20 protein-coding genes and 1 other RNA gene are annotated in these 16,800 nt (G+C 65.8%); 6 read left to right on the forward strand and 15 right to left on the reverse strand.

Annotated features, from left to right (window positions below):
- Nucleotides 1–9: 9 nt before the first annotated feature.
- The 3 genes from RM532_RS08430 to RM532_RS08440 all read right to left on the reverse strand — a co-directional run bounded on the left by RM532_RS08430 (nucleotide 10) and on the right by RM532_RS08440 (nucleotide 2,205).
- Nucleotides 10–657 (reverse strand): OmpA family protein, encoded by a 648-nt coding sequence (locus RM532_RS08430; RefSeq protein WP_311652824.1) that lies wholly within the window; start codon nucleotides 655–657, stop codon nucleotides 10–12.
- 173 nt (nucleotides 658–830) lie between these two features.
- A complete protein-coding gene (locus RM532_RS08435; protein ID WP_311652825.1) occupies nucleotides 831–1,649 on the reverse strand; it encodes a TatD family hydrolase in 819 nt (272 codons plus the stop codon).
- Nucleotides 1,650–1,710: 61 nt separating this feature from the next.
- Nucleotides 1,711–2,205, reverse strand: a complete 495-nt coding sequence (locus RM532_RS08440) for a hypothetical protein (protein ID WP_311652826.1) — start codon at nucleotides 2,203–2,205, stop codon at nucleotides 1,711–1,713.
- A 227-nt stretch (nucleotides 2,206–2,432) separates the two neighbouring features.
- Here RM532_RS08440 and RM532_RS08445 point away from each other — a divergent pair, with 227 nt between their 5' ends.
- From RM532_RS08445 to RM532_RS08465, 5 genes are read left to right on the forward strand one after another with little or no spacing between them, the layout of a single operon-like run.
- Nucleotides 2,433–3,089 carry a TIGR04211 family SH3 domain-containing protein gene (locus tag RM532_RS08445; protein WP_311652827.1) on the forward strand — a complete coding sequence of 219 codons (657 nt, stop codon included), beginning with the start codon at nucleotides 2,433–2,435 and terminating at the stop codon, nucleotides 3,087–3,089.
- Between the two features lie 47 nt (nucleotides 3,090–3,136).
- Nucleotides 3,137–5,008 (forward strand): cation:proton antiporter, encoded by a 1,872-nt coding sequence (locus tag RM532_RS08450; protein WP_311652828.1) that lies wholly within the window; start codon nucleotides 3,137–3,139, stop codon nucleotides 5,006–5,008.
- Between the two features lie 3 nt (nucleotides 5,009–5,011).
- Nucleotides 5,012–5,653, forward strand: a complete 642-nt coding sequence (locus tag RM532_RS08455; protein WP_311652829.1) for an alpha/beta hydrolase — start codon at nucleotides 5,012–5,014, stop codon at nucleotides 5,651–5,653.
- A 5-nt stretch (nucleotides 5,654–5,658) separates the two neighbouring features.
- Nucleotides 5,659–6,306: a DUF3047 domain-containing protein gene (locus RM532_RS08460; protein WP_311652830.1), complete on the forward strand. Its 648-nt coding sequence runs from the start codon at nucleotides 5,659–5,661 to the stop codon at nucleotides 6,304–6,306.
- A 2-nt stretch (nucleotides 6,307–6,308) separates the two neighbouring features.
- Nucleotides 6,309–6,761 carry a tellurite resistance TerB family protein gene (locus RM532_RS08465; protein WP_311652831.1) on the forward strand — a complete coding sequence of 151 codons (453 nt, stop codon included), beginning with the start codon at nucleotides 6,309–6,311 and terminating at the stop codon, nucleotides 6,759–6,761.
- A gap of 13 nt (nucleotides 6,762–6,774) precedes the next feature.
- Here RM532_RS08465 and metW read toward each other — a convergent pair whose 3' ends face one another.
- Genes metW through proC form a run of 4 tightly spaced genes read right to left on the reverse strand, consistent with a single transcriptional unit; the run spans nucleotide 6,775 to nucleotide 9,967 of the window.
- On the reverse strand, nucleotides 6,775–7,410 hold the full coding sequence (metW, locus tag RM532_RS08470; RefSeq protein ID WP_349255288.1) for a methionine biosynthesis protein MetW: 636 nt from the start codon (nucleotides 7,408–7,410) through the stop codon (nucleotides 6,775–6,777).
- The gene (metX, locus tag RM532_RS08475) at nucleotides 7,407–8,555 is read right to left on the reverse strand and encodes a homoserine O-succinyltransferase MetX (RefSeq protein WP_311652832.1); all 1,149 of its coding nucleotides are present in this window, start codon (nucleotides 8,553–8,555) and stop codon (nucleotides 7,407–7,409) included. Before metX ends, metW begins: the two co-directional genes overlap by 4 nt.
- 8 nt (nucleotides 8,556–8,563) lie before the next feature.
- Nucleotides 8,564–9,130 (reverse strand): YggT family protein, encoded by a 567-nt coding sequence (locus RM532_RS08480; RefSeq protein ID WP_311652833.1) that lies wholly within the window; start codon nucleotides 9,128–9,130, stop codon nucleotides 8,564–8,566.
- Nucleotides 9,131–9,142: 12 nt separating this feature from the next.
- A complete protein-coding gene (proC, locus tag RM532_RS08485) occupies nucleotides 9,143–9,967 on the reverse strand; it encodes a pyrroline-5-carboxylate reductase (RefSeq protein WP_311652834.1) in 825 nt (274 codons plus the stop codon).
- Between the two features lie 115 nt (nucleotides 9,968–10,082).
- On the opposite strand from proC, the gene ilvA reads away from it, so the two are divergent.
- On the forward strand, nucleotides 10,083–11,660 hold the full coding sequence (gene ilvA, locus RM532_RS08490; RefSeq protein ID WP_311652836.1) for a threonine ammonia-lyase, biosynthetic: 1,578 nt from the start codon (nucleotides 10,083–10,085) through the stop codon (nucleotides 11,658–11,660).
- Nucleotides 11,661–11,687: 27 nt separating this feature from the next.
- Here the strand turns inward: ilvA and RM532_RS08495 are convergent, their stop codons facing one another.
- The 8 genes from RM532_RS08495 to sohB form a co-directional block, all read right to left on the reverse strand.
- Nucleotides 11,688–12,149, reverse strand: coding sequence for an EVE domain-containing protein (locus tag RM532_RS08495; protein WP_311652837.1), 462 nt, complete (start codon nucleotides 12,147–12,149; stop codon nucleotides 11,688–11,690).
- Nucleotides 12,150–12,185: 36 nt separating this feature from the next.
- Entirely contained in the window at nucleotides 12,186–12,794 is a 609-nt protein-coding gene (locus RM532_RS08500) for a 5-formyltetrahydrofolate cyclo-ligase (RefSeq protein ID WP_311652839.1), read from the reverse strand.
- A non-coding RNA gene (ssrS, locus tag RM532_RS08505) (6S RNA) lies at nucleotides 12,791–12,972 on the reverse strand. Before ssrS ends, RM532_RS08500 begins: the two co-directional genes overlap by 4 nt.
- A gap of 21 nt (nucleotides 12,973–12,993) precedes the next feature.
- Nucleotides 12,994–13,311, reverse strand: coding sequence for a cell division protein ZapA (locus RM532_RS08510; protein ID WP_311652840.1), 318 nt, complete (start codon nucleotides 13,309–13,311; stop codon nucleotides 12,994–12,996).
- The gene (locus RM532_RS08515; RefSeq protein WP_311652842.1) at nucleotides 13,308–13,502 is read right to left on the reverse strand and encodes a hypothetical protein; all 195 of its coding nucleotides are present in this window, start codon (nucleotides 13,500–13,502) and stop codon (nucleotides 13,308–13,310) included. Before RM532_RS08515 ends, RM532_RS08510 begins: the two co-directional genes overlap by 4 nt.
- 101 nt (nucleotides 13,503–13,603) lie before the next feature.
- Complete coding sequence (locus RM532_RS08520; protein WP_311652844.1) at nucleotides 13,604–14,980, reverse strand: DegQ family serine endoprotease; 1,377 nt, start codon at nucleotides 14,978–14,980, stop codon at nucleotides 13,604–13,606.
- Between the two features lie 84 nt (nucleotides 14,981–15,064).
- Nucleotides 15,065–15,691, reverse strand: a complete 627-nt coding sequence (locus RM532_RS08525) for a YbhB/YbcL family Raf kinase inhibitor-like protein (protein WP_311652845.1) — start codon at nucleotides 15,689–15,691, stop codon at nucleotides 15,065–15,067.
- 68 nt (nucleotides 15,692–15,759) lie between these two features.
- Nucleotides 15,760–16,782, reverse strand: coding sequence for a protease SohB (sohB, locus tag RM532_RS08530; protein ID WP_311652846.1), 1,023 nt, complete (start codon nucleotides 16,780–16,782; stop codon nucleotides 15,760–15,762).
- Between the last annotated feature and the right edge of the window lie 18 nt (nucleotides 16,783–16,800).

Here is a 16,800-nt window from a genome sequence, read left to right on the forward strand (position 1 = left end):
TGAGGTTGGCTACTCGTCGATGACGTGCAGCTCCACGCGGCGGTTTTCGGCACGACCGGCCGGGTTGTCGCTGCCGTCCGGCTTGGTGTTCGGCGCCACCGGACGCGTCTCACCGAAGCCGCGGGTCACGAGTCGGCTGGCACGGATGCCGTTATCCACCAGATAGGCCTTCACCGAGTCGGCCCGATCCTGGGACAGATCAAGGTTGTACTCGTTGGAGCCGATGCTGTCGGTATGGCCCTCGATGCGCACGTCGAAGTCCTGCGACGACTTGAGCGCATTCACGACATTGTCGAGTCGGCTCTCTGCGCCCGCCGTGAGCGTGGCGGAATTGAACTCGAACTTCACGCCCTTGAGGACGATCGGTGCGTCTTTCTCCACTGGACAACCGGTGGCGTCCACTTCCGTGCCGGCGGGTGTACCCGGGCATTCGTCGTTGGCGTCGATCACGCCGTCACCGTCGGAATCCTTCGGCTCGGGTTCGGCTTGCGCCACCTTGTCGCCGCATTCTTCACGCGGCGCTTCCTTGGGCGCGTTCGGCGTATACCAGCATTCGCCGTCGGCATTCATCCAGACGTCACCGTCCGGATTGGTCCAGTAGGCACCATCACCACCCGAGTGATCGTCGGCCAGCGCGCTGGTTGCCGGCAACCCCATCAAGGCCCCCGAGCAGGCAATTGCCGCGAAGCCTTTTGCCAATGTCCAATTCCCCATGAGTCCTCCACCGTATTTTTGTGCGAGCACTACGACCTTATCGGCAAACGACGCCGGAGACAATTGAAGATTTCATGTCTGCGCGAGGAGCGCCGCGGTGCACGCGGTGAATGTCTTCAGGAAACCTTCCGCTCGGCGGGTGTTTCGGCGATGCGAAAGAACGCACGGGCGGTAGCGCTGGTGCTGCGTGCCAGAGCCTCGGGCGCGGTGCCGCGTGCCTCGGCAAGCCGCGTCAGCACATGCGGCAGATGCATGGGCTCGTTGCGCCGTGTACGCGGTTTGGGGCGGATGCTGCGAGGCATCAGATAGGGGGCATCGGTTTCGATCATCAGCCGTTCGGCCGGCACGCTGTCTACCATGTCGAGTAGGTGGCGACCGCGGCGCTCGTCGCAGATCCAGCCGGTGATGCCGATATGGCAATCCAGGTCGAGGCACTCGAACAGGGCGCGGCGATCGGCGGTAAAACAGTGCACCACGCAGTCCCCCAGGGCATCCCGGTGTTCCCGCAGCACCGCGATGAAACGGTCGTGGGCATCGCGCTGGTGCAGGAACACGGGCAGGCCGGTGGCCGCTGCGATCTCGAGCTGACGGGCAAACACCCGTTCCTGGATGGGTCGCGGGCACAGGTCGCGGAAGAAATCGAGTCCGGTTTCCCCCACCGCCACGATCTGCCCGTCGCGCGCCGATGCGGTGATCTGCGCATAAAGGTCGGCATCCGCCTGATCGGCATGGTGCGGGTGCAGGCCGGCGGTGGCGTGTAGCTGCCCGGGGTAGGCCCGCGACAGTTCGGCGGCGCGACGGTTGCTGTCGGCATCCGAGCCGGTGACCACGATCTGCGCCACGCCCGTCGCGTGGGCGCGATTGATCACTGCGTCCAGGTCCTCTTCAAAGCTCTCGTGCGCCAGGTTGGCGCCTATATCGATCAGATCGTCCATGCCGTCGGCATCCCGTTGGTCGTGAGTCTCGGGCGGACCGGGGTGCCGCGTGCATCCCGAATCAGGGTCCCTGACAGGCAGGCGGGCGGTCCGGCCCGTCGCAGTTGATGTCATTGGTGGGTGCACCGGTGCCCCCGGGTTCCCGGTCGCCCTCGTCAATCGCGCCGTCCACCACGAGGAACAGGATCACCGCACCACTGGCCGCTACGGCCACGGTGCCGAGGTTGTTCTTGAGGTAGTCGACAACACCGCCGGATTCATCGTCCTGCCTGAGAATCAGTTCGCGCGACACGATTGGCGTGCCGCCCAGGTGGAGGTGGTCGAACCCGTTTCGGTCGAACTGCCATTCTACCAGTGCGGCTTTACGATCCTGTTGCTCGACGCGCCAGTCGTGATCCAGGCGCAGGCCGTAATTCAGGCCGGCTTCGGTGCCGGTGGGACCGTCGAAATCGAAGCCCATGTACAGGGAGGCGTTGGCACCGTAATCGATCTCGGCGGCAGCGCCACTGGAGGCGCCGAGACAAAACGCCCCGATAACCATCATCCGTTTCAACATCGTGTTCCCCTCCCCCTCGGGCCGGCGGCTGGCCGGCGATTTTTTATCGAAACCGGAATGAGGTTAGCGGCGCGCTGAACCTCTGGCAAGGCGCATTGTCGGATTGCGATCAGGTGTCCTGAAGCGGGCCCTGCGGCGTGCAATGTCCTGTCATGGCTCGCGCCTTGCGGTGACTTGCTACAATCTCGCGCCTTTACCGTTTGGCTACCTGGTGGGCTATGGGGCTTATGTCGTCGCGCGTTTGTGCTGCCGTATTGCTGGTTTTTGTGGTTACCGCCGCTTCAGCGGCGGATCGCTATGTCAGCGATGAACTCTCGATCAATCTTCGGCGCGGGCCGGGCAATGACTATCGCATTACCCAGCTGCTGGACGCCGGCGAACCGGTGACGGTGATCGAGACCGGCGACGGCTGGACCCATGTCCGTACGGAAGGCGGCTCGGACGGCTGGGTGCTGACCCGCTTCCTGTCAGATGAGCCGGCCGCCCGCACCCAGCTCGCCGAGATGCGCGAACGCGTGACGGAGCTGGAGGAGAGCAATGCCTCGCTGCGGGAAGAGCTGTCCGAAGTAATGGAAGGCTCCTCCGAACTGGGCGCACTGAAGAAAGAGCTGGTGGCCGAGAACAAGGCCCTCAAGCAGGAACTCAGCCAGATCAAGGAGACGTCGGCGAACGCCGTCCGTATCAATCGCGAGAATCAGGAGTTTCGCGAGCAGATTCTGTCGATGGAAAGCGAGGTCGAGCGCCTTCGCCACGAGAATCAGGCCCTGCAGAGCCGGCGTGACGGCATGAAGGTAGGGGCCATCATCCTGCTTGGCGGTATCCTGCTGGGTCTGGTGTTGCCGCTGTTTCGCCGGCGTTCCCGTAACAGCTGGGATTCAATCTAGCCCTTCTCCCGCGCGGCTGCGCCCCGCGCCGTCAATCGAGATCATCGATGGAACATCAGCTCGGCCATACCCTGGTTCTGATCGTCTTTCTAGGCGTCTTCTCCCAGTGGGCGGCATGGTGGCTGCGCATGCCCGCCATCGTGCTTTTCCTGGTGTCCGGCGTGCTGGCCGGGCCGGTACTGGGGCTGGTGGATCCCAGCGCGGACTTCGGCGATATCCTGCGCCCGGTGGTGGGCCTCGCGGTGGCGGTGATCCTGTTCGAGGGCGGGCTGAGCCTGCACTGGCACGAATTCCGCGAAGCCGCCGCCGGGGTGCGGCGCCTGATCACCGTGGGCGCGGCGCTGACCTGGGCCTTCGCCAGCACCGCCGCCTATTTCATCGGCGGCCTGTCGCTGCCGGTATCGCTGGTATTCGGGGCGATCCTGATCGTGACCGGCCCCACCGTGATCATTCCCATGCTGCGGCAGGCGGGCCTGAACCGCCGCACCGCCTCCTACCTGAAGTGGGAAGGCATCATCAACGATCCCATCGGCGCGCTGCTGGCGGTGCTGGTGTTCCAGTATTTCGTGGTTACCGGCGATACCAGCAACGGCGCGCAGGTGTTCGTCGACCTGGGCTGGGCGCTACTTGTGTCCCTGGCGATGGGAGCGGGTACCGGTTCCGCGCTGGGGTGGGCGTTCAACCGGACGCTGGTGCCGGAATACCTCAAGGCCCCGGCCACGTTCGCGCTGGTGCTGGTGATCTACACCCTGGCCAACATGGTCTTTGCCGAGGCCGGTCTGCTGGCGGTCACGGTCATGGGCATGGTGATGGGCAACATGCAGATTGCCGGCATGGTGGAGCTGCGCCGGTTCAAGGAATACATCACCATCCTGATGGTGGCCGTGGTGTTCGTGGTGCTCACGGCCGATCTCGATCCCCAGGTGTTGTCCCATCTGGATTGGCATGCCGCCGCGCTGGTGCTGGCGGTGATGTTCGTGGTTCGCCCGGCGGCAGTGCTGCTGTCCACCATGTTTTCCGGCATGGACTGGCGCGACCGGGTGCTGCTGGCCTGGATTGCCCCGCGCGGCATCGTGGCCGCGGCCGTGGCCGGTGTGTTCGGGCCGTTCATGGTCGAGGCCGGCTACGACGGGGCCGAACTGCTGCTGCCGCTGATCTTCGCGGTGGTGTTTTCCACCGTGATCCTGCATGGCTTCACCCTGGGCCGGCTGTCCCGCTGGTTGCGGTTGTCCGCCGATCCCCATGGCGTGCTGATCGTGGGTGCGTCGCCCTGGACCACGGAACTAGCCCGGGCGCTGACCAACGAACTCAACGTCTCCACCCTGCTGGTGGACTCCAGCTGGCACCGGCTGCGCCAGGCCCGGCTGGCCGGGGTGCGCGTGCTCTACGGTGAGGTCCTGTCGGACCAGATCCAGCAATCCCTGGAACTCAATGAAATTGCCTGCCTGCTGGCCGCCACCAGCAACGATGCCTATAACGCCCTGGTCTGCAATGCGTTTTCCAAGAATCTGGAGCACGACCGCGTATTCCAGCTGCCAATGTATGCGGCCGATCAGAGCAACGAGGCCAAGCTGGTGGCGCAGCCGCTGCGGGGCCGCCCGGCGTTCCACGAGAACGCCCAGTACGAAGAGCTCTGGCGCCGGCATTTCCAGAACTGGCAGTTCTTCAAGGCGAGGCTCAGCGACACCTATGGCTACGAGGACTTCCGCCGCGACCTGCCGCCCGAAGCGTTCGTGATCGCGGTGCTCTACCAGGATGGCATTCTGTTGTTCCGGCCGGCCTACCGGAATGGCCACCGCCCCTCGGCGGGCGACACCATCGTCTACTACGCACCCCGCCGTTCGCAGACGGCCCGCTCGGATACGGATGCCACGGAAGACGCCGAGGATACGGATGCGGGCACTCAGCCTGCCTCCTGAGTGATGACCTGGCCCGACCGCAATCAGCGCCGGGAAGCCAGTGTCCCGGGGCCGGTGGGAAATCTCGCCGCCACCATTGAAACGGGTGCCGAGGCGCCGCGTGGCATCGCCGTGATTTGCCATCCCCATCCGCTACATGGCGGTACGCGTCAGAACAAGGTGGTCACCACCCTGGGGCGGGCCGCCCGCGCGGCCGGATTCGATGCGCTGCGGTTCGATTTTCGTGGTGTCGGCGACAGTCAGGGCGAGCACGACGACGGCATTGGCGAACAGGATGATTGCCGGGCGGCTGTCGCGTATGCGCGGGATGCATGCGCTGACTTGCCGATCGCGCTGATGGGGTTTTCCTTCGGGGCGGCCACCGCGTTGCGGGTTGCGGCCGCCGACGGTGCCGCGGCACTGATCACCGTCGGCCTGCCGGCTGGCTATTTCGAGGGCAGGCTTCCGACGCCCGATTGCCGATGGCTGGCCGTGCATGGCAGTGCTGACGAGATCGCGGATCCGGACGCGGCACGCGCCGCGCTGACCACGTTGACGACGCCGCCGCAGATGCAGTGGATGCCCGAGACCGGCCACTTCTTCCACGGCCGTCTGGGCGAGCTAAAGCAGATGGTGGCCGACTTTCTCCGGGCGGAGCCGATGTGAATGCCATGCGGCGGCTGCTCCCAGCTCTGATCTGGCTGGCGATCGGGCCGGCGGCGGCCGAACGGGTCGATCTCGGTCCCTTCTCCGGAGGCGAGATCGACGGCTGGCAGACGCTTGGTTTCGACGACATTGCCGCCAGCGACTATGCCCTGGTCGAGCAGGATGGAAGCCGGGTGCTGCGCGGACAGTGCGACAACGGCGCCGCCGTGTTCGGCATCGAACAGCGCATCGATCTCGAGCAAACCCCGTATCTGCACTGGTCCTGGCGGGTCGATAACGTTTACGCCGATCTTGATGAGCGCACGCGGGCCGGAGATGATTTTCCGGCCCGCGTCTATGCGGTAATCGATGGTGGCTGGCGAATCTGGCGGACCCGCGCCATCAACTACGTCTGGGCCAGCCGCGAACCGGTCGGCGCCGCCTGGCCCAACCCGTTTAAGGAACAGGCCATGATGGTCGTGGTCGAAAGCGGACCCGGTGGCTGGCAGCACGAAGCGCGCAATGTTCAGGCCGATTTCCGCCGCCACTTCGACCGTGACACCGATCATATCGATGGCATCGCCCTGATGGTCGACTGCGACAACCTTGGCGGCCGCGGCCGTGCCTGGTTCGGTGACATTTTTCTCAGCGACAGCCCGGAAAGGACACCCTAGACGTGAATCTGCTGGAACGACTCAAGACCACCCTCAACGATCCCGCCACCCGCGACAGCAATCCCGAGCACACCCGCGAACTGGCCGCCGCGGTGTTGTTGCTGGAAATGGAACATGCGGATCACGAGCACGATCCGCGTGAACAGGACGAGATCCGGCGGCTGCTGCGCGAGACCTTCCACCTGACCGGGGACGAGGTCGCCGATCTGCTGGAAGCGGCGCGGCCGGCCCAGCGCGAGGCGATTTCGCTGCACCGCTTCATCCAGGTGCTTAACGACGGCATGGATGTCACCGACAAGCGCCGGGTGCTGGAGATGCTCTGGCAGGTGGCCTACGCCGATGCCCATCTGGATGCGCACGAGGAGCATCTGCTGCGGCATCTGGCCGAGCTGCTGCACCTGCCGCATCGGGAATTCATTCAGGCGAAGCTGGCGGTTCAGGGCGAAGCCCCCTGATCGGCGGCGTGGGTCAGCGCGGGTCCCGTCGCAGCCGATATAGGGCGATTTCACCCAGCAGGTTGGGCAGCAGGCGCATGCCCCAGGTGCTGCGATGGGCGTGGTTGACCATGTGGCGGCGCGTGATGGTGATGCCGAGCATGCGGCACAGCCGTTCGAAATCTCGAACCGTGCACAGATGGATGTTGGGCGTGTCGTACCATTCGTCGGGCATCGCCCGGGATATCGGCATCACCCCCCGCAGCGCAATCGACAGGCGCGGTTTCCAGTGGCCGAAATTGGGGAAAGTCACCACACTTTCGCGACCGATGCGCAGCATCTCCGCCAGCAGCAGGTCGGGGCGCCGCACTTCCTGCAGGGCGGCGGTCATCAGTACCACATCGAAGCTGTCGTCCTCGAACTGGGATAGGCCGTCGTCCAGGTCCAGCTGCAGGACGTTGACGCCCGCCGCCACCGAGGCGATGACATTGTCCGGATTGATCTCCAGCCCGTAACCGGTCACGCCCTGGGTGGCCATCAGCCGCGCCAGCAGGGTGCCGTCGCCACAGCCGAGGTCGAGCACCCGCGCGCCCGGCTCGATCCAGCGGCTGATGATGTCCAGGTCGGCGCGCAACTCGCCGGTTTCCGATACGGCTGGGTCGGTACTCATACGCCGGCCTCCTCGGCCACCCGGTCGAGGTACCCGTTCAGGGTGCGAACGTAGTGGGGCATGGTCAGCAGGAAGTCATCGTGGCCGACATCGGAGGTAATCTCGGCGTAACTGACGTGCTTGCCGGCATCGACCAGGGCATCCACGATTTCCCGCGATCGGGCCGGTGAAAAACGCCAGTCCGAGGTGAAGGAAATCACCAGGAAGCGGGCCAGCGCCGGGGCGAAGGCCTGGGCCAGCTTGCCGTCGGCCCGGGCGGCCGGATCGAAGTAGTCCAGCGCCTTGGTCATCAGCAGGTAGGTGTTGGCATCGAAACGGTCCACGAAGGACTGGCCCTGATAACGCAGATAGGATTCCACCTGGAATTCGACGTCGAACCCGTAGTTGATCCGGCCGCCGCGCAGGTCGCGGCCGAACTTGGCGCGCATGGCCTCATCCGACAGGTACGTGATGTGGCCGAGCATCCGGGCCAGCATCAGGCCGCGACGCGGTACCACCCCGTGCTCGTAATAGCGGCCGCCGTGGAACTCCGGATCGGTGACGATCGCCTGTCGGGCGATCTCGTTGAATGCGATGTTCTGGGCGGACAGCCGGGGCGCCGCCGCAATCACCAGTGCGTGGCGCAGCGCCTCGGGATAATCGATGGACCACTGCATCACCTGCATGGCCCCGAGGCTGCCGCCGGCCACCGCAGCCCAGCAGTCGATGCCCAGGTGCCGCTGGAGGATGCGTTGCGAACGCACCCAGTCGGCCACCGTGACAACCGGGAAGTCGGGACCGTAGGGCCGGCCGGTGGCCGGATTGTGGTCGCCCGGGCCGGTGGAGCCCTGGTAACCGCCCAGATTGGCCGGGCAGACCACGAAGAATCGGTTGGTGTCGAAGGGCTTGCCGGGCCCGATGCACTTGTCCCACCAGCCCGGCTTGTCATCGTTCTCGCTGTGGTAACCGGCGGCATGGTGATTGCCGGACAGGGCATGGCAGACCAGGATGGCGTTGCTGCGATCCGCGTTCAACTCGCCGTAGGTCTCGAAGACCAGTTCATAGGGACCGAAGGTCTTGCCGCAATCCAGCGGCAGCGGCTCCGCCACCTGCAGCGATTGCGGCGTGACGATGCCGACGGAATTGGCGGGCAGGGTACGGGGCATTCCCTGGCTTACCGGAACAGACCCGGCAACGGCAGCAGACGGCTGATCACCTGCAGCCCGATGATCACCACCAGCGGCGAGATGTCCAGCCCGCTGATCGGCGGCACGTACTGGCGCACCGGACGCAGCAGCGGCTCGTTCACGCTCCACAGCACCGCCGTGGCCGGGGTGTGGTGGCCCGGCGTCAGCCAGCTGGCCAGGGCCTGGATCAGGATAGTGAAGGTGAACAGGTTACACACCATCACCAGGGTCTTGAGCAGCGCCCACCAGGCGATTGCGATCGGTTGCGCGGCGATGGCCTCCGGATACAGCCAGATATCCACCTGGATGTTGACGAAGCACAGCAGCACGGCCAGCGACAGAGCGGCCAGATCGATGTTGCGCCAGCGGGGAATCACCCGCCCCAGCAGTCCGACCGGCGGATTGGTGACTTGCCACACGAACTGCGAGATCGGGTTGTGGAAATCGGCGCGCGCGATCTGGAGCAGCATCCGCAGCAGCAGCACGATGATGTACAGCGCGAACAGCGTGTCCACCAGGAACATCAGGGCATTGTTGGCATTGCCGGCGGCCATGGGGCTCCTTGGCTATTGGTCGGCGATTTGCGCGGCCAGCTCGCGCGAGCGGCCGGCGGCGGCCCGCATGGCCTCCGCCACGAGCAGGTCGAAACCGCCTTCGTCGAGAATGGTCAGCGCCCGCTCGGTGGTGCCGCCGGGCGAGGTGACGTTGGTCCGCAGGGTGGTGGGCGAATCGCCGGACTCCACCGCCATGCGCGCGGCACCCAGGGCGGTCTGTCGCACCAGCCGGGTGGCGATTTCCCGGTCCAGGCCGAGTTCCTCGGCGGCGGCCTGCATGGCCTCCATGAACGCGAAGAAGTACGCGGGACCGCTGCCCGAGGTGGCGGTGACCGCGTCGAGGTCGTCCTCGCGATCCACCCAGAGCGTTTCGCCGGCGCCGGCCAGAACGGTTTCGGCCGCGGCGCACTGGTCGGCGCTGACGTGTTCACCGGCGAACAGGGCGGTGATACCGGCCCCGATCAGCGCCGGGGTGTTGGGCATGCTGCGAACCAGGGGCAGGTCGGCGTCCAGCCACCGGGCGAGCGCCGCCAGCGGCACCCCGGCGGCAATGGAAATCACCAGCGGCCGCACCTGTCCGGCCAGCGAAGCCAGCTCGCCGACCACGGTGGCCATGATCTGCGGCTTGACCGCCAGTACCCAGATGGTGGCCTGCGGCAACAATTCCGCCGGCGCCGCCGCGGCCCGGACACCGAAGCGTTCGGTCAGGGCAGCACGCTTGTCCGCATCCGGCTCGATCACTGCCACTCCAGCGGACGGGTGACCGTTGGCCAGCAACCCGCCGATCAGGCTTGTTGCCATGTTGCCACCGCCGATGAACGCGATTGTATCGGGCATACCAGATCGTGAATCAGGACCAGCGCGGCATGATACTGGATGGCCTGCCAGCCTGCCCACACTGCCCGCCGGGTCTGCCTGTTACGATAGCGCCTGCGCTCAATTCCGCCCCGACATGGTAACCGACCTGACCACCGATTCCGTCCGCCCCGAAGCCCAGGCTGTGGACGTGGGCGATGCCGAATACCTGCGGCGTATCGCCGCGGCCCGGGTCTACGACGTGGCCATCGAGACCCCACTGGAACATGCGGTTCAGTTGTCCGACCGGTTGGGCAACAACGTCCTGCTCAAGCGTGAGGACCTGCAGCCGGTGCATTCCTTCAAGCTGCGCGGGGCCTATAACAAGATTGCCGGTCTCAGCGACGAGCAGCGCGCCCGCGGCGTGATCTGCGCCTCGGCCGGCAACCATGCCCAGGGGGTGGCGTTGTCCGGCCGGAAACTGGGCATCCGCGCGGTGATCGTCATGCCGCGGACCACGCCGTCGATCAAGGTCAAGGCGGTGGGCGCGCTCGGTGGGGAGATCATCCTCCACGGCGACAGCTTCGATGAAGCGGCGGCGCATGCCAACGAACTGGCCGCCCGGGACTTGCTCACCTATGTGCATCCCTACGATGATCCCGAGGTCATCGCCGGCCAGGGCACCATCGGCATGGAGATCTTGCAGCAGCACCCGGATGATCTCCACGCCATCTTCTGCTGCGTGGGCGGCGGGGGACTGATCGCCGGGGTCAGTGCCTATGTCAAGAGCGTGCGGCCGGATATCCGGGTGATCGGCGTGGAACCGGATGACGCCCCGAGCATGACCCGCGCGCTGGAGGCCGGCGAGCGCATTACCCTGGATCATGTGGGGCTGTTCGCCGATGGTGCGGCGGTGCGCTGCGCCGGCGAAGAGCCCTTCCGTGTGGCCCAGCGCTGTGTCGACGCCATGATTACCGTGACCGCCGACGAAATCTCGGCCGCCGTGCGTGACATCTTCGAGGACACCCGTTCCCTGGCCGAACCGGCCGGCGGCCTGGCCCTGGCCGGTTTGAAGAAATACGTGGCCGAAACCGGCGTCAGCGGTCAGTCGCTGGTGGCGATTCACAGCGGCGCCAACGTCAATTTCGACCGCCTGCGTTACATCGCCGAACGGGCGGAGCTGGGCGAGCATCGCGAGGCGCTGCTGGCGGTGACCATTCCCGAGCGCCCGGGTGCCTTCCGTGCCTTCTGCCAGGCTCTCGGGGTTCGTGGCATCACCGAGTTCAACTACCGCTACTCGGGGCCGGGCGAGGCCCACATTTTTGCCGGGGTCAAGCTCACCGAAGGCCCGGCCGAGCGCGACCGGATCATCGAACTGCTGGCTGGCGAGGGTTACGCGGTAACCGACCTCAGCGCCAACGAAATGGCCAAGCTGCACGTGCGCTACATGGTTGGCGGGCGCACCTCCGGGGTGACCGATGAAATGCTGTTCCGGTTCGAGTTTCCGGAACGCCCCGGCGCCTTGCTGAACTTCCTCGACAACGTCGGCGACCGCTGGAACATCTCCCTGTTCCACTATCGCAACCACGGTCATGCCTACGGCCAGGTGCTGGCCGGCATGCAAGTGCCGCCGGGCGAGCGGGAAGCGTGTCGCGAGTCGCTGGATGCGCTGGGTTACGAGTACGAAGAAGAGACCACCAACCCAGCCTACGGCTTCTTTCTGGCCAGCGGCTGATCCGGCGCAGCAACCCCCGTCGGGGTTCTACTCCAGCGACAGGATGTAGCGCCAGTGGGCCTCATCCACCGGCATAACCGACAATCGGTTGCCGCGACGGATCAGCGCGAATCCCTCCAGCGTTTTCGCGTGTTCCTTGAGTTCCTTGAGGCTAATAGTGCGATTGAGTTCCCGTTCGAATCCCACATCCACGTGGTACCAGCGCGGATTGTCGGGATCGGATTTCGGATCGTAGTGGCTGTCGTCCGGGTCGAACGCGGTGGGGTCGGGATAGGCCTCACGGGCGATGGTAGCGATGCCGACGATGCCCGGTTCCGCACAGTTGGAGTGGTAGAAGAAGACCTGGTCGCCCCTCTTCATGTCGTCGCGCATGAAGTTGCGGGCCTGGTAGTTGCGCACGCCGTCCCAGGGCTCGGTCTGGTCGGGGCGGTTGCGCAGATCCTCGAGGCTGAATTCCTCGGGCTCGGACTTCATCAACCAGTAGCGCATGAACAGGGGCTCCTAGACAGGTTCGCCGCCCGGATTCTACCCGATGCCTGCAGGGGCCGGCTTCGGCCGGATCACGCCCGATTCGGTCACGATGGCATCCAGCGGAACATCCCAGTCGGCCGCCGTCAGGGCGTCGACCTGCTGCACGTCGAAGGCCAGACCGACCAGCCGCGGCCGGCGCCAGCATCGATCCCGCAGAAAGGCAAAACTGCGGTCGTAGAAGCCGCCACCCATGCCCAGCCGGTTGCCGGCCGGGTCGAAGCCCACCAGCGGGGTGAGCACCAGATCCATGGCCCGGGCCGGGTAATCGGTGCCCACCGGTTCCGGAATGCCGAAGCGGTTGGCACGCCAGATCGGCGCCTGCCAGGGGCGGAATACCAGCATCCGGTTGCGGACCACCGGGGCGAAGTACTGGCGCCGGGGGTCGGCGTCGGCAAGCGGGGCAGGGTCGATTTCGCCGCCCACACCGCGGTAGACGGCGACGGATCGGGCGCGCACAAACGCCGGCAGGCGGCACAGACGCGCTAGGGCGCGTTCGGTGGCCCGGTGTCGCTGGCATGGTTCGAGCCGCCGTCGGGCGGCCTGCAACGACCGCCGCAGGCGCTGGCGCGCGTCGGGGTCGTGGCTGTCTGGGTAAGTCGGCATCTCCCGCCTGTGCCGTCGGTGGCCTGTGACCTTGAGACAAACGCTCAAGTGGGGCCAACCACGTCGCCTTAGGCTTTCCGCTACGAGGCGGACATGCTCACCAACGATGCTTCATGACCCCGGGTTTCGTAATTAGGCTCAAGGGGTACCCGGCAACCGTCGAACACGGCAGGAGAGCCGAAGCTAATGCTACGCGGGGCTAACCCTTTTCATCAAGCGCGGATTCGATGCGTAGCTGCAACTGGGACAGCCGGTCGCTGGCCTCGTCATCGACCGGAGCGCGCTTGCGGCGCTGTTCCATGTCGAGCAGATCCCGCGCCATGTTGAGCGCGGTCATCACCGCGATGCGTTCCATGCCCAGGGTCTTGCCCTTCTTCTGGACGGTGGTCATCCGGCGCGACAGATATTCGGCCGATGCCAGTAGCGCCTCGCGCTCTCCTTCGGGGCAGGCCACCTGGTAATCCCGACCGAGGATGCGCACGGTCAGCTGGGTCTGGTCTCGCGAGGCGGAGGTCATGAGTCGGACACCTCGGCCTCGGCCTCCAGCGCCTTCAGCCGCTCCGTCAGGGCCCGCAGGCGCTGACTGGTCTGCTCGCGCAAAGCCTGGTGGCGATTCTCGAGCTCACGATGGCGGGCCTGGAGTTTCTCGTAGGCCGCCAGCAGCTCGGTGAGCCGATCCTCGAATTGATAGATGTCGAATGCCACCATGACCGCAGGACTGTAACGAATGCGCCGAGTATAGACCGGAGGCGCCCCAACGGGGCAAATGCCTACCCGGCCGGGACCGGGTAGGCGGTTCAGGGGGTGGGCTAGCGGACCAGCAGGAACAGCGCCCCGTCGCCTCGGCGCACATGAAGCAGCAGCTGTTGCGCGTCGCTGTTGACCAGCTCGCGGAAGGCTTCGAGCGAGTCCACCGGCCGGCGGTTGACCGAAGTTATGATGTCGCCCGGGCGCAGGCCCGAGGAGGCGGCGGGGCTGCCGCGCGCGATATCGAGGACAGCCACGCCTTCCACTTCTCCGGCCAGATCGTGATCCTCCGGAATCGCGCCGATCTTGGCGCCTTCCAGGGCGGGGAAACCGGTATCGCCATTCCCAGCGCTGGCCTGAGTCTCGTCGGCCTTGGTCAGAGTGGCGGTGACGTTTCTGGTCTCGCCGTCGCGCAGCAGCTTGATGCGCACCTTCTCCCCGGGGGACCGCAGACCAATGGCATTGGCCAGCTCGGAGAAATCCTTGATGTCGTTGCCGTTGATGCCGGTGATCACGTCGCGCTCCTGGATCCCTGCCTTGTCGGCGGGCGACCCTTCGACCACCTGGGCGATCAGCACGCCGCGCGTGACATCAAGGTCCATCGCTTCGGCAAGCTCGTTGGTGAGGTTCTGGCCGACCACGCCAAGTTGACCGCGCCGGACCTCGCCGAACTCCATGATCTGCTCGACGACGGTGGTGGCAATATTGGTGGGGATGGCGAAGCCGATGCCGATGTTGCCGCCGGAACGCGACAGGATCGCGGTGTTGATGCCGACCAGCTCGCCCTCGAGGTTGACCAGGGCGCCGCCCGAGTTGCCGGGGTTGATCGATGCGTCGGTCTGGATAAAGTCCTCGTAGCGGTTGCCCAGACCGTGGCGGCCGAGCGCGCTGACGATGCCCGAGGTTACGGTCTGCCGCAGGCCGAAGGGGTTGCCGATGGCGACCACGAAATCGCCTACCCGCAGATTGTCGGAGTCGGCGACCGTAATCTCGGTGAGATCGTCGGCGTCCACGCGGAGCACGGCGATGTCGGAATCCGGATCGGTGCCGACCACTTCGGCGGTCAGTTCGCGGTCATCCTGTAGCCGGACGGTCACCTCGTCGGCATTCTGGATCACATGATTGTTGGTTAGCACGATGCCCTTGTCGGCGTCGACGATCACACCCGAACCCACGCCGCGGGGCTGCTGCGGTTGCGGGTCGTCCGGAATGCCGAAGAAACGCCGGAAGAAGGGGTCGTTGAACATCGGGTGATCCGGCGTCTGGCGTGCCTTGCCGGTGACCTGAATGCCAACCACGGCGGGCATCACCTCTTCCAGCATGGGTGCCAGGGTGGGCGGATCCCCGCTCAGGCCGGCGGGCAGCTCGGCGTGGGCGGCCGGTACGAAGGCAAGGCCGGTGGCGGCAAACCCCGCCAGCAAAAGCGAACGGATCGTCATGGATGAATCCTTGAAGCTTGTGGAATGAAACCCGTAGCGCGGGCGTCAGTTACCCGATCTGACCATGAACGCCGTAGGTTAGTTTCAGCGCAGGCGTGGGTTGAGCGTGTAGGTGCCGGTCACCGAGGCCGTGGCCAGCACGTGGCCGTCCAGCGCCGCCAGCACGTCCGGGCCGGTGAAATCGCCATCGACCGGACACCGCGGCAGGTCGGTGGCGATCAGCCGGAACTCGTAGCGGTGCGGGATGCTGTCGTTCCAGGGCGGGGCGGGGCCGTCGTAGCCGTAGTAATGCCCGCCCAGGTCGGGATCGCCCGCGAACCAGTCGGTGTAGGTATTGAGGCCCTGGCGGGCGCCAGCCGGGCCGGCGGGCTGGCGCTTGCCGCCCGGCGTGACCTCACTGGCGCAGGCCCCGGCGGCAATGCCGTCGCTGTCGGCGGGCAGGTCGACCATCACCCAGTGGAAGAAGTCCACCCGTGGCAGATCGGCTGGGACTTCGCGGTCTTCCTGGTTGACGTCGTCCGGCTTGCTGGGCGCGTCCGGGTCGATACACAGCAGTACCAGCGACTGCGTGCCGTCCGGCGCCCCGGACCAGGCCAGATCCGGGTTGTGATTGTCGGAAAAGCGGAAATGGTTGTCCGCGTCCGGCTGCGCAAAGGCGTAGTGATCGGGGATCGGCTGGCCGTCGGCGAACGCGGTGGTGGTCAGTTGCATCACGCTTTCCTTGTGGGCGAAACCTGATCGGACACTGGGGTCGGATGACCCGGCACGCAAGCCACTGGTCAGAACCGCGACAGCACGCGCTGCAGGGTGGATTCCACCCCGCTGGACAGCCGCTCGCGCAGGCTCTGGCGGGTCTTCCAGCGCACCTCGTAGATGGCCCGTTCGTCCTTTGCGGCGGTCAGTAACAGGTCATCGCTGGTGCCCACCGCATCGATCAGGCCGAGGTCCAGTGCCTGGGTGCCATGCCAGTGTTCGCCGGTGGCCACGCGGTCGACGTTCAGGTCGGCCCGGTTGTCGGACACGAACTGCTTGAACAGGCCATGGGTGGATTCGAGCTCCTCGCGGAACTTCGCCCGGCCGGCATCGCTGTTTTCGCCGAACATGGTGAGCGTGCGTTTGTGCTCGCCGGCGGTGTGCATTTCGATGTCGACGTTCTTTTCCTTGAGCAGCCGGTTGAAGTTGGGCATCTGGCCGACCACACCGATCGAGCCGATGATGGCGAAGGGCGCGGCGACGATGCGGTCGGCCACGCAGGCCATCAGATAGCCGCCGCTGGCGGCCAGCTTGTCGACCGCGGCGGTAAAACGGATGCCCCGGTCGCGCAACCGGCGCAACTGGGAGGCGGCTAGGCCGTAGCTGTGCACCAGGCCGCCGGCCGATTCCAGCCGGAGGAGCACTTCATCCTCGGCTTCGGCGACCTGCAGCACGGCGGTGATTTCCTCACGCAGGTTGGTCACCGCCGAGGCGCGGATGTCGCCATCGAAGTCGATCACGAACAGTCGGCCCTTGTTGTCCGGCTTGCCCAGCTTGGCCGCCTTCGCCTTCTGCTTGGTCTCGGCCTTGCGGCGCTTATCGCGGGCCTTGCGGGCCGGCTTGTCCAGTAGTTCGTCCTGCAGCGTGCTGACCATGCGGTCAAACCGCTGGTTGACGTTGTGGATTTCCAGGCCATCGCCGCTGATCTGACGTGACTGCTGCACGGTGGCGGCGATCCAGGCCACCAGCAGGCCGATTGCCGCGACTACGGTCACGGCCTTGACCAGGAACAGGCCGTATTCGGCGGCCAGTGAAATGAGGGTTTCCATAGTGCTCCGGGCAGGGGA

Origin of the sequence: Spectribacter hydrogenoxidans (genome assembly GCF_031846275.1) — a bacterium.
Lineage (GTDB): Bacteria > Pseudomonadota > Gammaproteobacteria > Nevskiales > Salinisphaeraceae > Spectribacter > Spectribacter hydrogenoxidans.

Bases quoted from the DNA above. Each gene is read 5' to 3' on its own strand.
- RM532_RS08440 (WP_311652826.1), bottom strand. From the start codon at position 2,205: ATGTTGAAACGGATGATGGTTATCGGGGCGTTTTGTCTCGGCGCCTCC.
- RM532_RS08480 (WP_311652833.1), bottom strand. From the start codon at position 9,130: ATGGCCGCCGGCAATGCCAACAATGCCCTGATGTTCCTGGTGGACACG.
- RM532_RS08430 (WP_311652824.1), bottom strand. From the start codon at position 657: ATGGGGTTGCCGGCAACCAGCGCGCTGGCCGACGATCACTCGGGTGGT.
- RM532_RS08495 (WP_311652837.1), bottom strand. From the start codon at position 12,149: ATGCGCTACTGGTTGATGAAGTCCGAGCCCGAGGAATTCAGCCTCGAG.
- metW (WP_349255288.1), bottom strand. From the start codon at position 7,410: ATGAGTACCGACCCAGCCGTATCGGAAACCGGCGAGTTGCGCGCCGAC.
- RM532_RS08500 (WP_311652839.1), bottom strand. From the start codon at position 12,794: ATGCCGACTTACCCAGACAGCCACGACCCCGACGCGCGCCAGCGCCTG.
- RM532_RS08525 (WP_311652845.1), bottom strand. From the start codon at position 15,691: ATGCAACTGACCACCACCGCGTTCGCCGACGGCCAGCCGATCCCCGAT.
- RM532_RS08520 (WP_311652844.1), bottom strand. From the start codon at position 14,980: ATGACGATCCGTTCGCTTTTGCTGGCGGGGTTTGCCGCCACCGGCCTT.
- RM532_RS08515 (WP_311652842.1), bottom strand. From the start codon at position 13,502: ATGGTGGCATTCGACATCTATCAATTCGAGGATCGGCTCACCGAGCTG.
- RM532_RS08510 (WP_311652840.1), bottom strand. From the start codon at position 13,311: ATGACCTCCGCCTCGCGAGACCAGACCCAGCTGACCGTGCGCATCCTC.
- RM532_RS08435 (WP_311652825.1), bottom strand. From the start codon at position 1,649: ATGGACGATCTGATCGATATAGGCGCCAACCTGGCGCACGAGAGCTTT.
- RM532_RS08445 (WP_311652827.1), top strand. From the start codon at position 2,433: ATGTCGTCGCGCGTTTGTGCTGCCGTATTGCTGGTTTTTGTGGTTACC.
- sohB (WP_311652846.1), bottom strand. From the start codon at position 16,782: ATGGAAACCCTCATTTCACTGGCCGCCGAATACGGCCTGTTCCTGGTC.
- ilvA (WP_311652836.1), top strand. From the start codon at position 10,083: ATGGTAACCGACCTGACCACCGATTCCGTCCGCCCCGAAGCCCAGGCT.
- RM532_RS08455 (WP_311652829.1), top strand. From the start codon at position 5,012: ATGACCTGGCCCGACCGCAATCAGCGCCGGGAAGCCAGTGTCCCGGGG.
- proC (WP_311652834.1), bottom strand. From the start codon at position 9,967: ATGCCCGATACAATCGCGTTCATCGGCGGTGGCAACATGGCAACAAGC.
- metX (WP_311652832.1), bottom strand. From the start codon at position 8,555: ATGCCCCGTACCCTGCCCGCCAATTCCGTCGGCATCGTCACGCCGCAA.
- RM532_RS08460 (WP_311652830.1), top strand. From the start codon at position 5,659: ATGCGGCGGCTGCTCCCAGCTCTGATCTGGCTGGCGATCGGGCCGGCG.
- RM532_RS08450 (WP_311652828.1), top strand. From the start codon at position 3,137: ATGGAACATCAGCTCGGCCATACCCTGGTTCTGATCGTCTTTCTAGGC.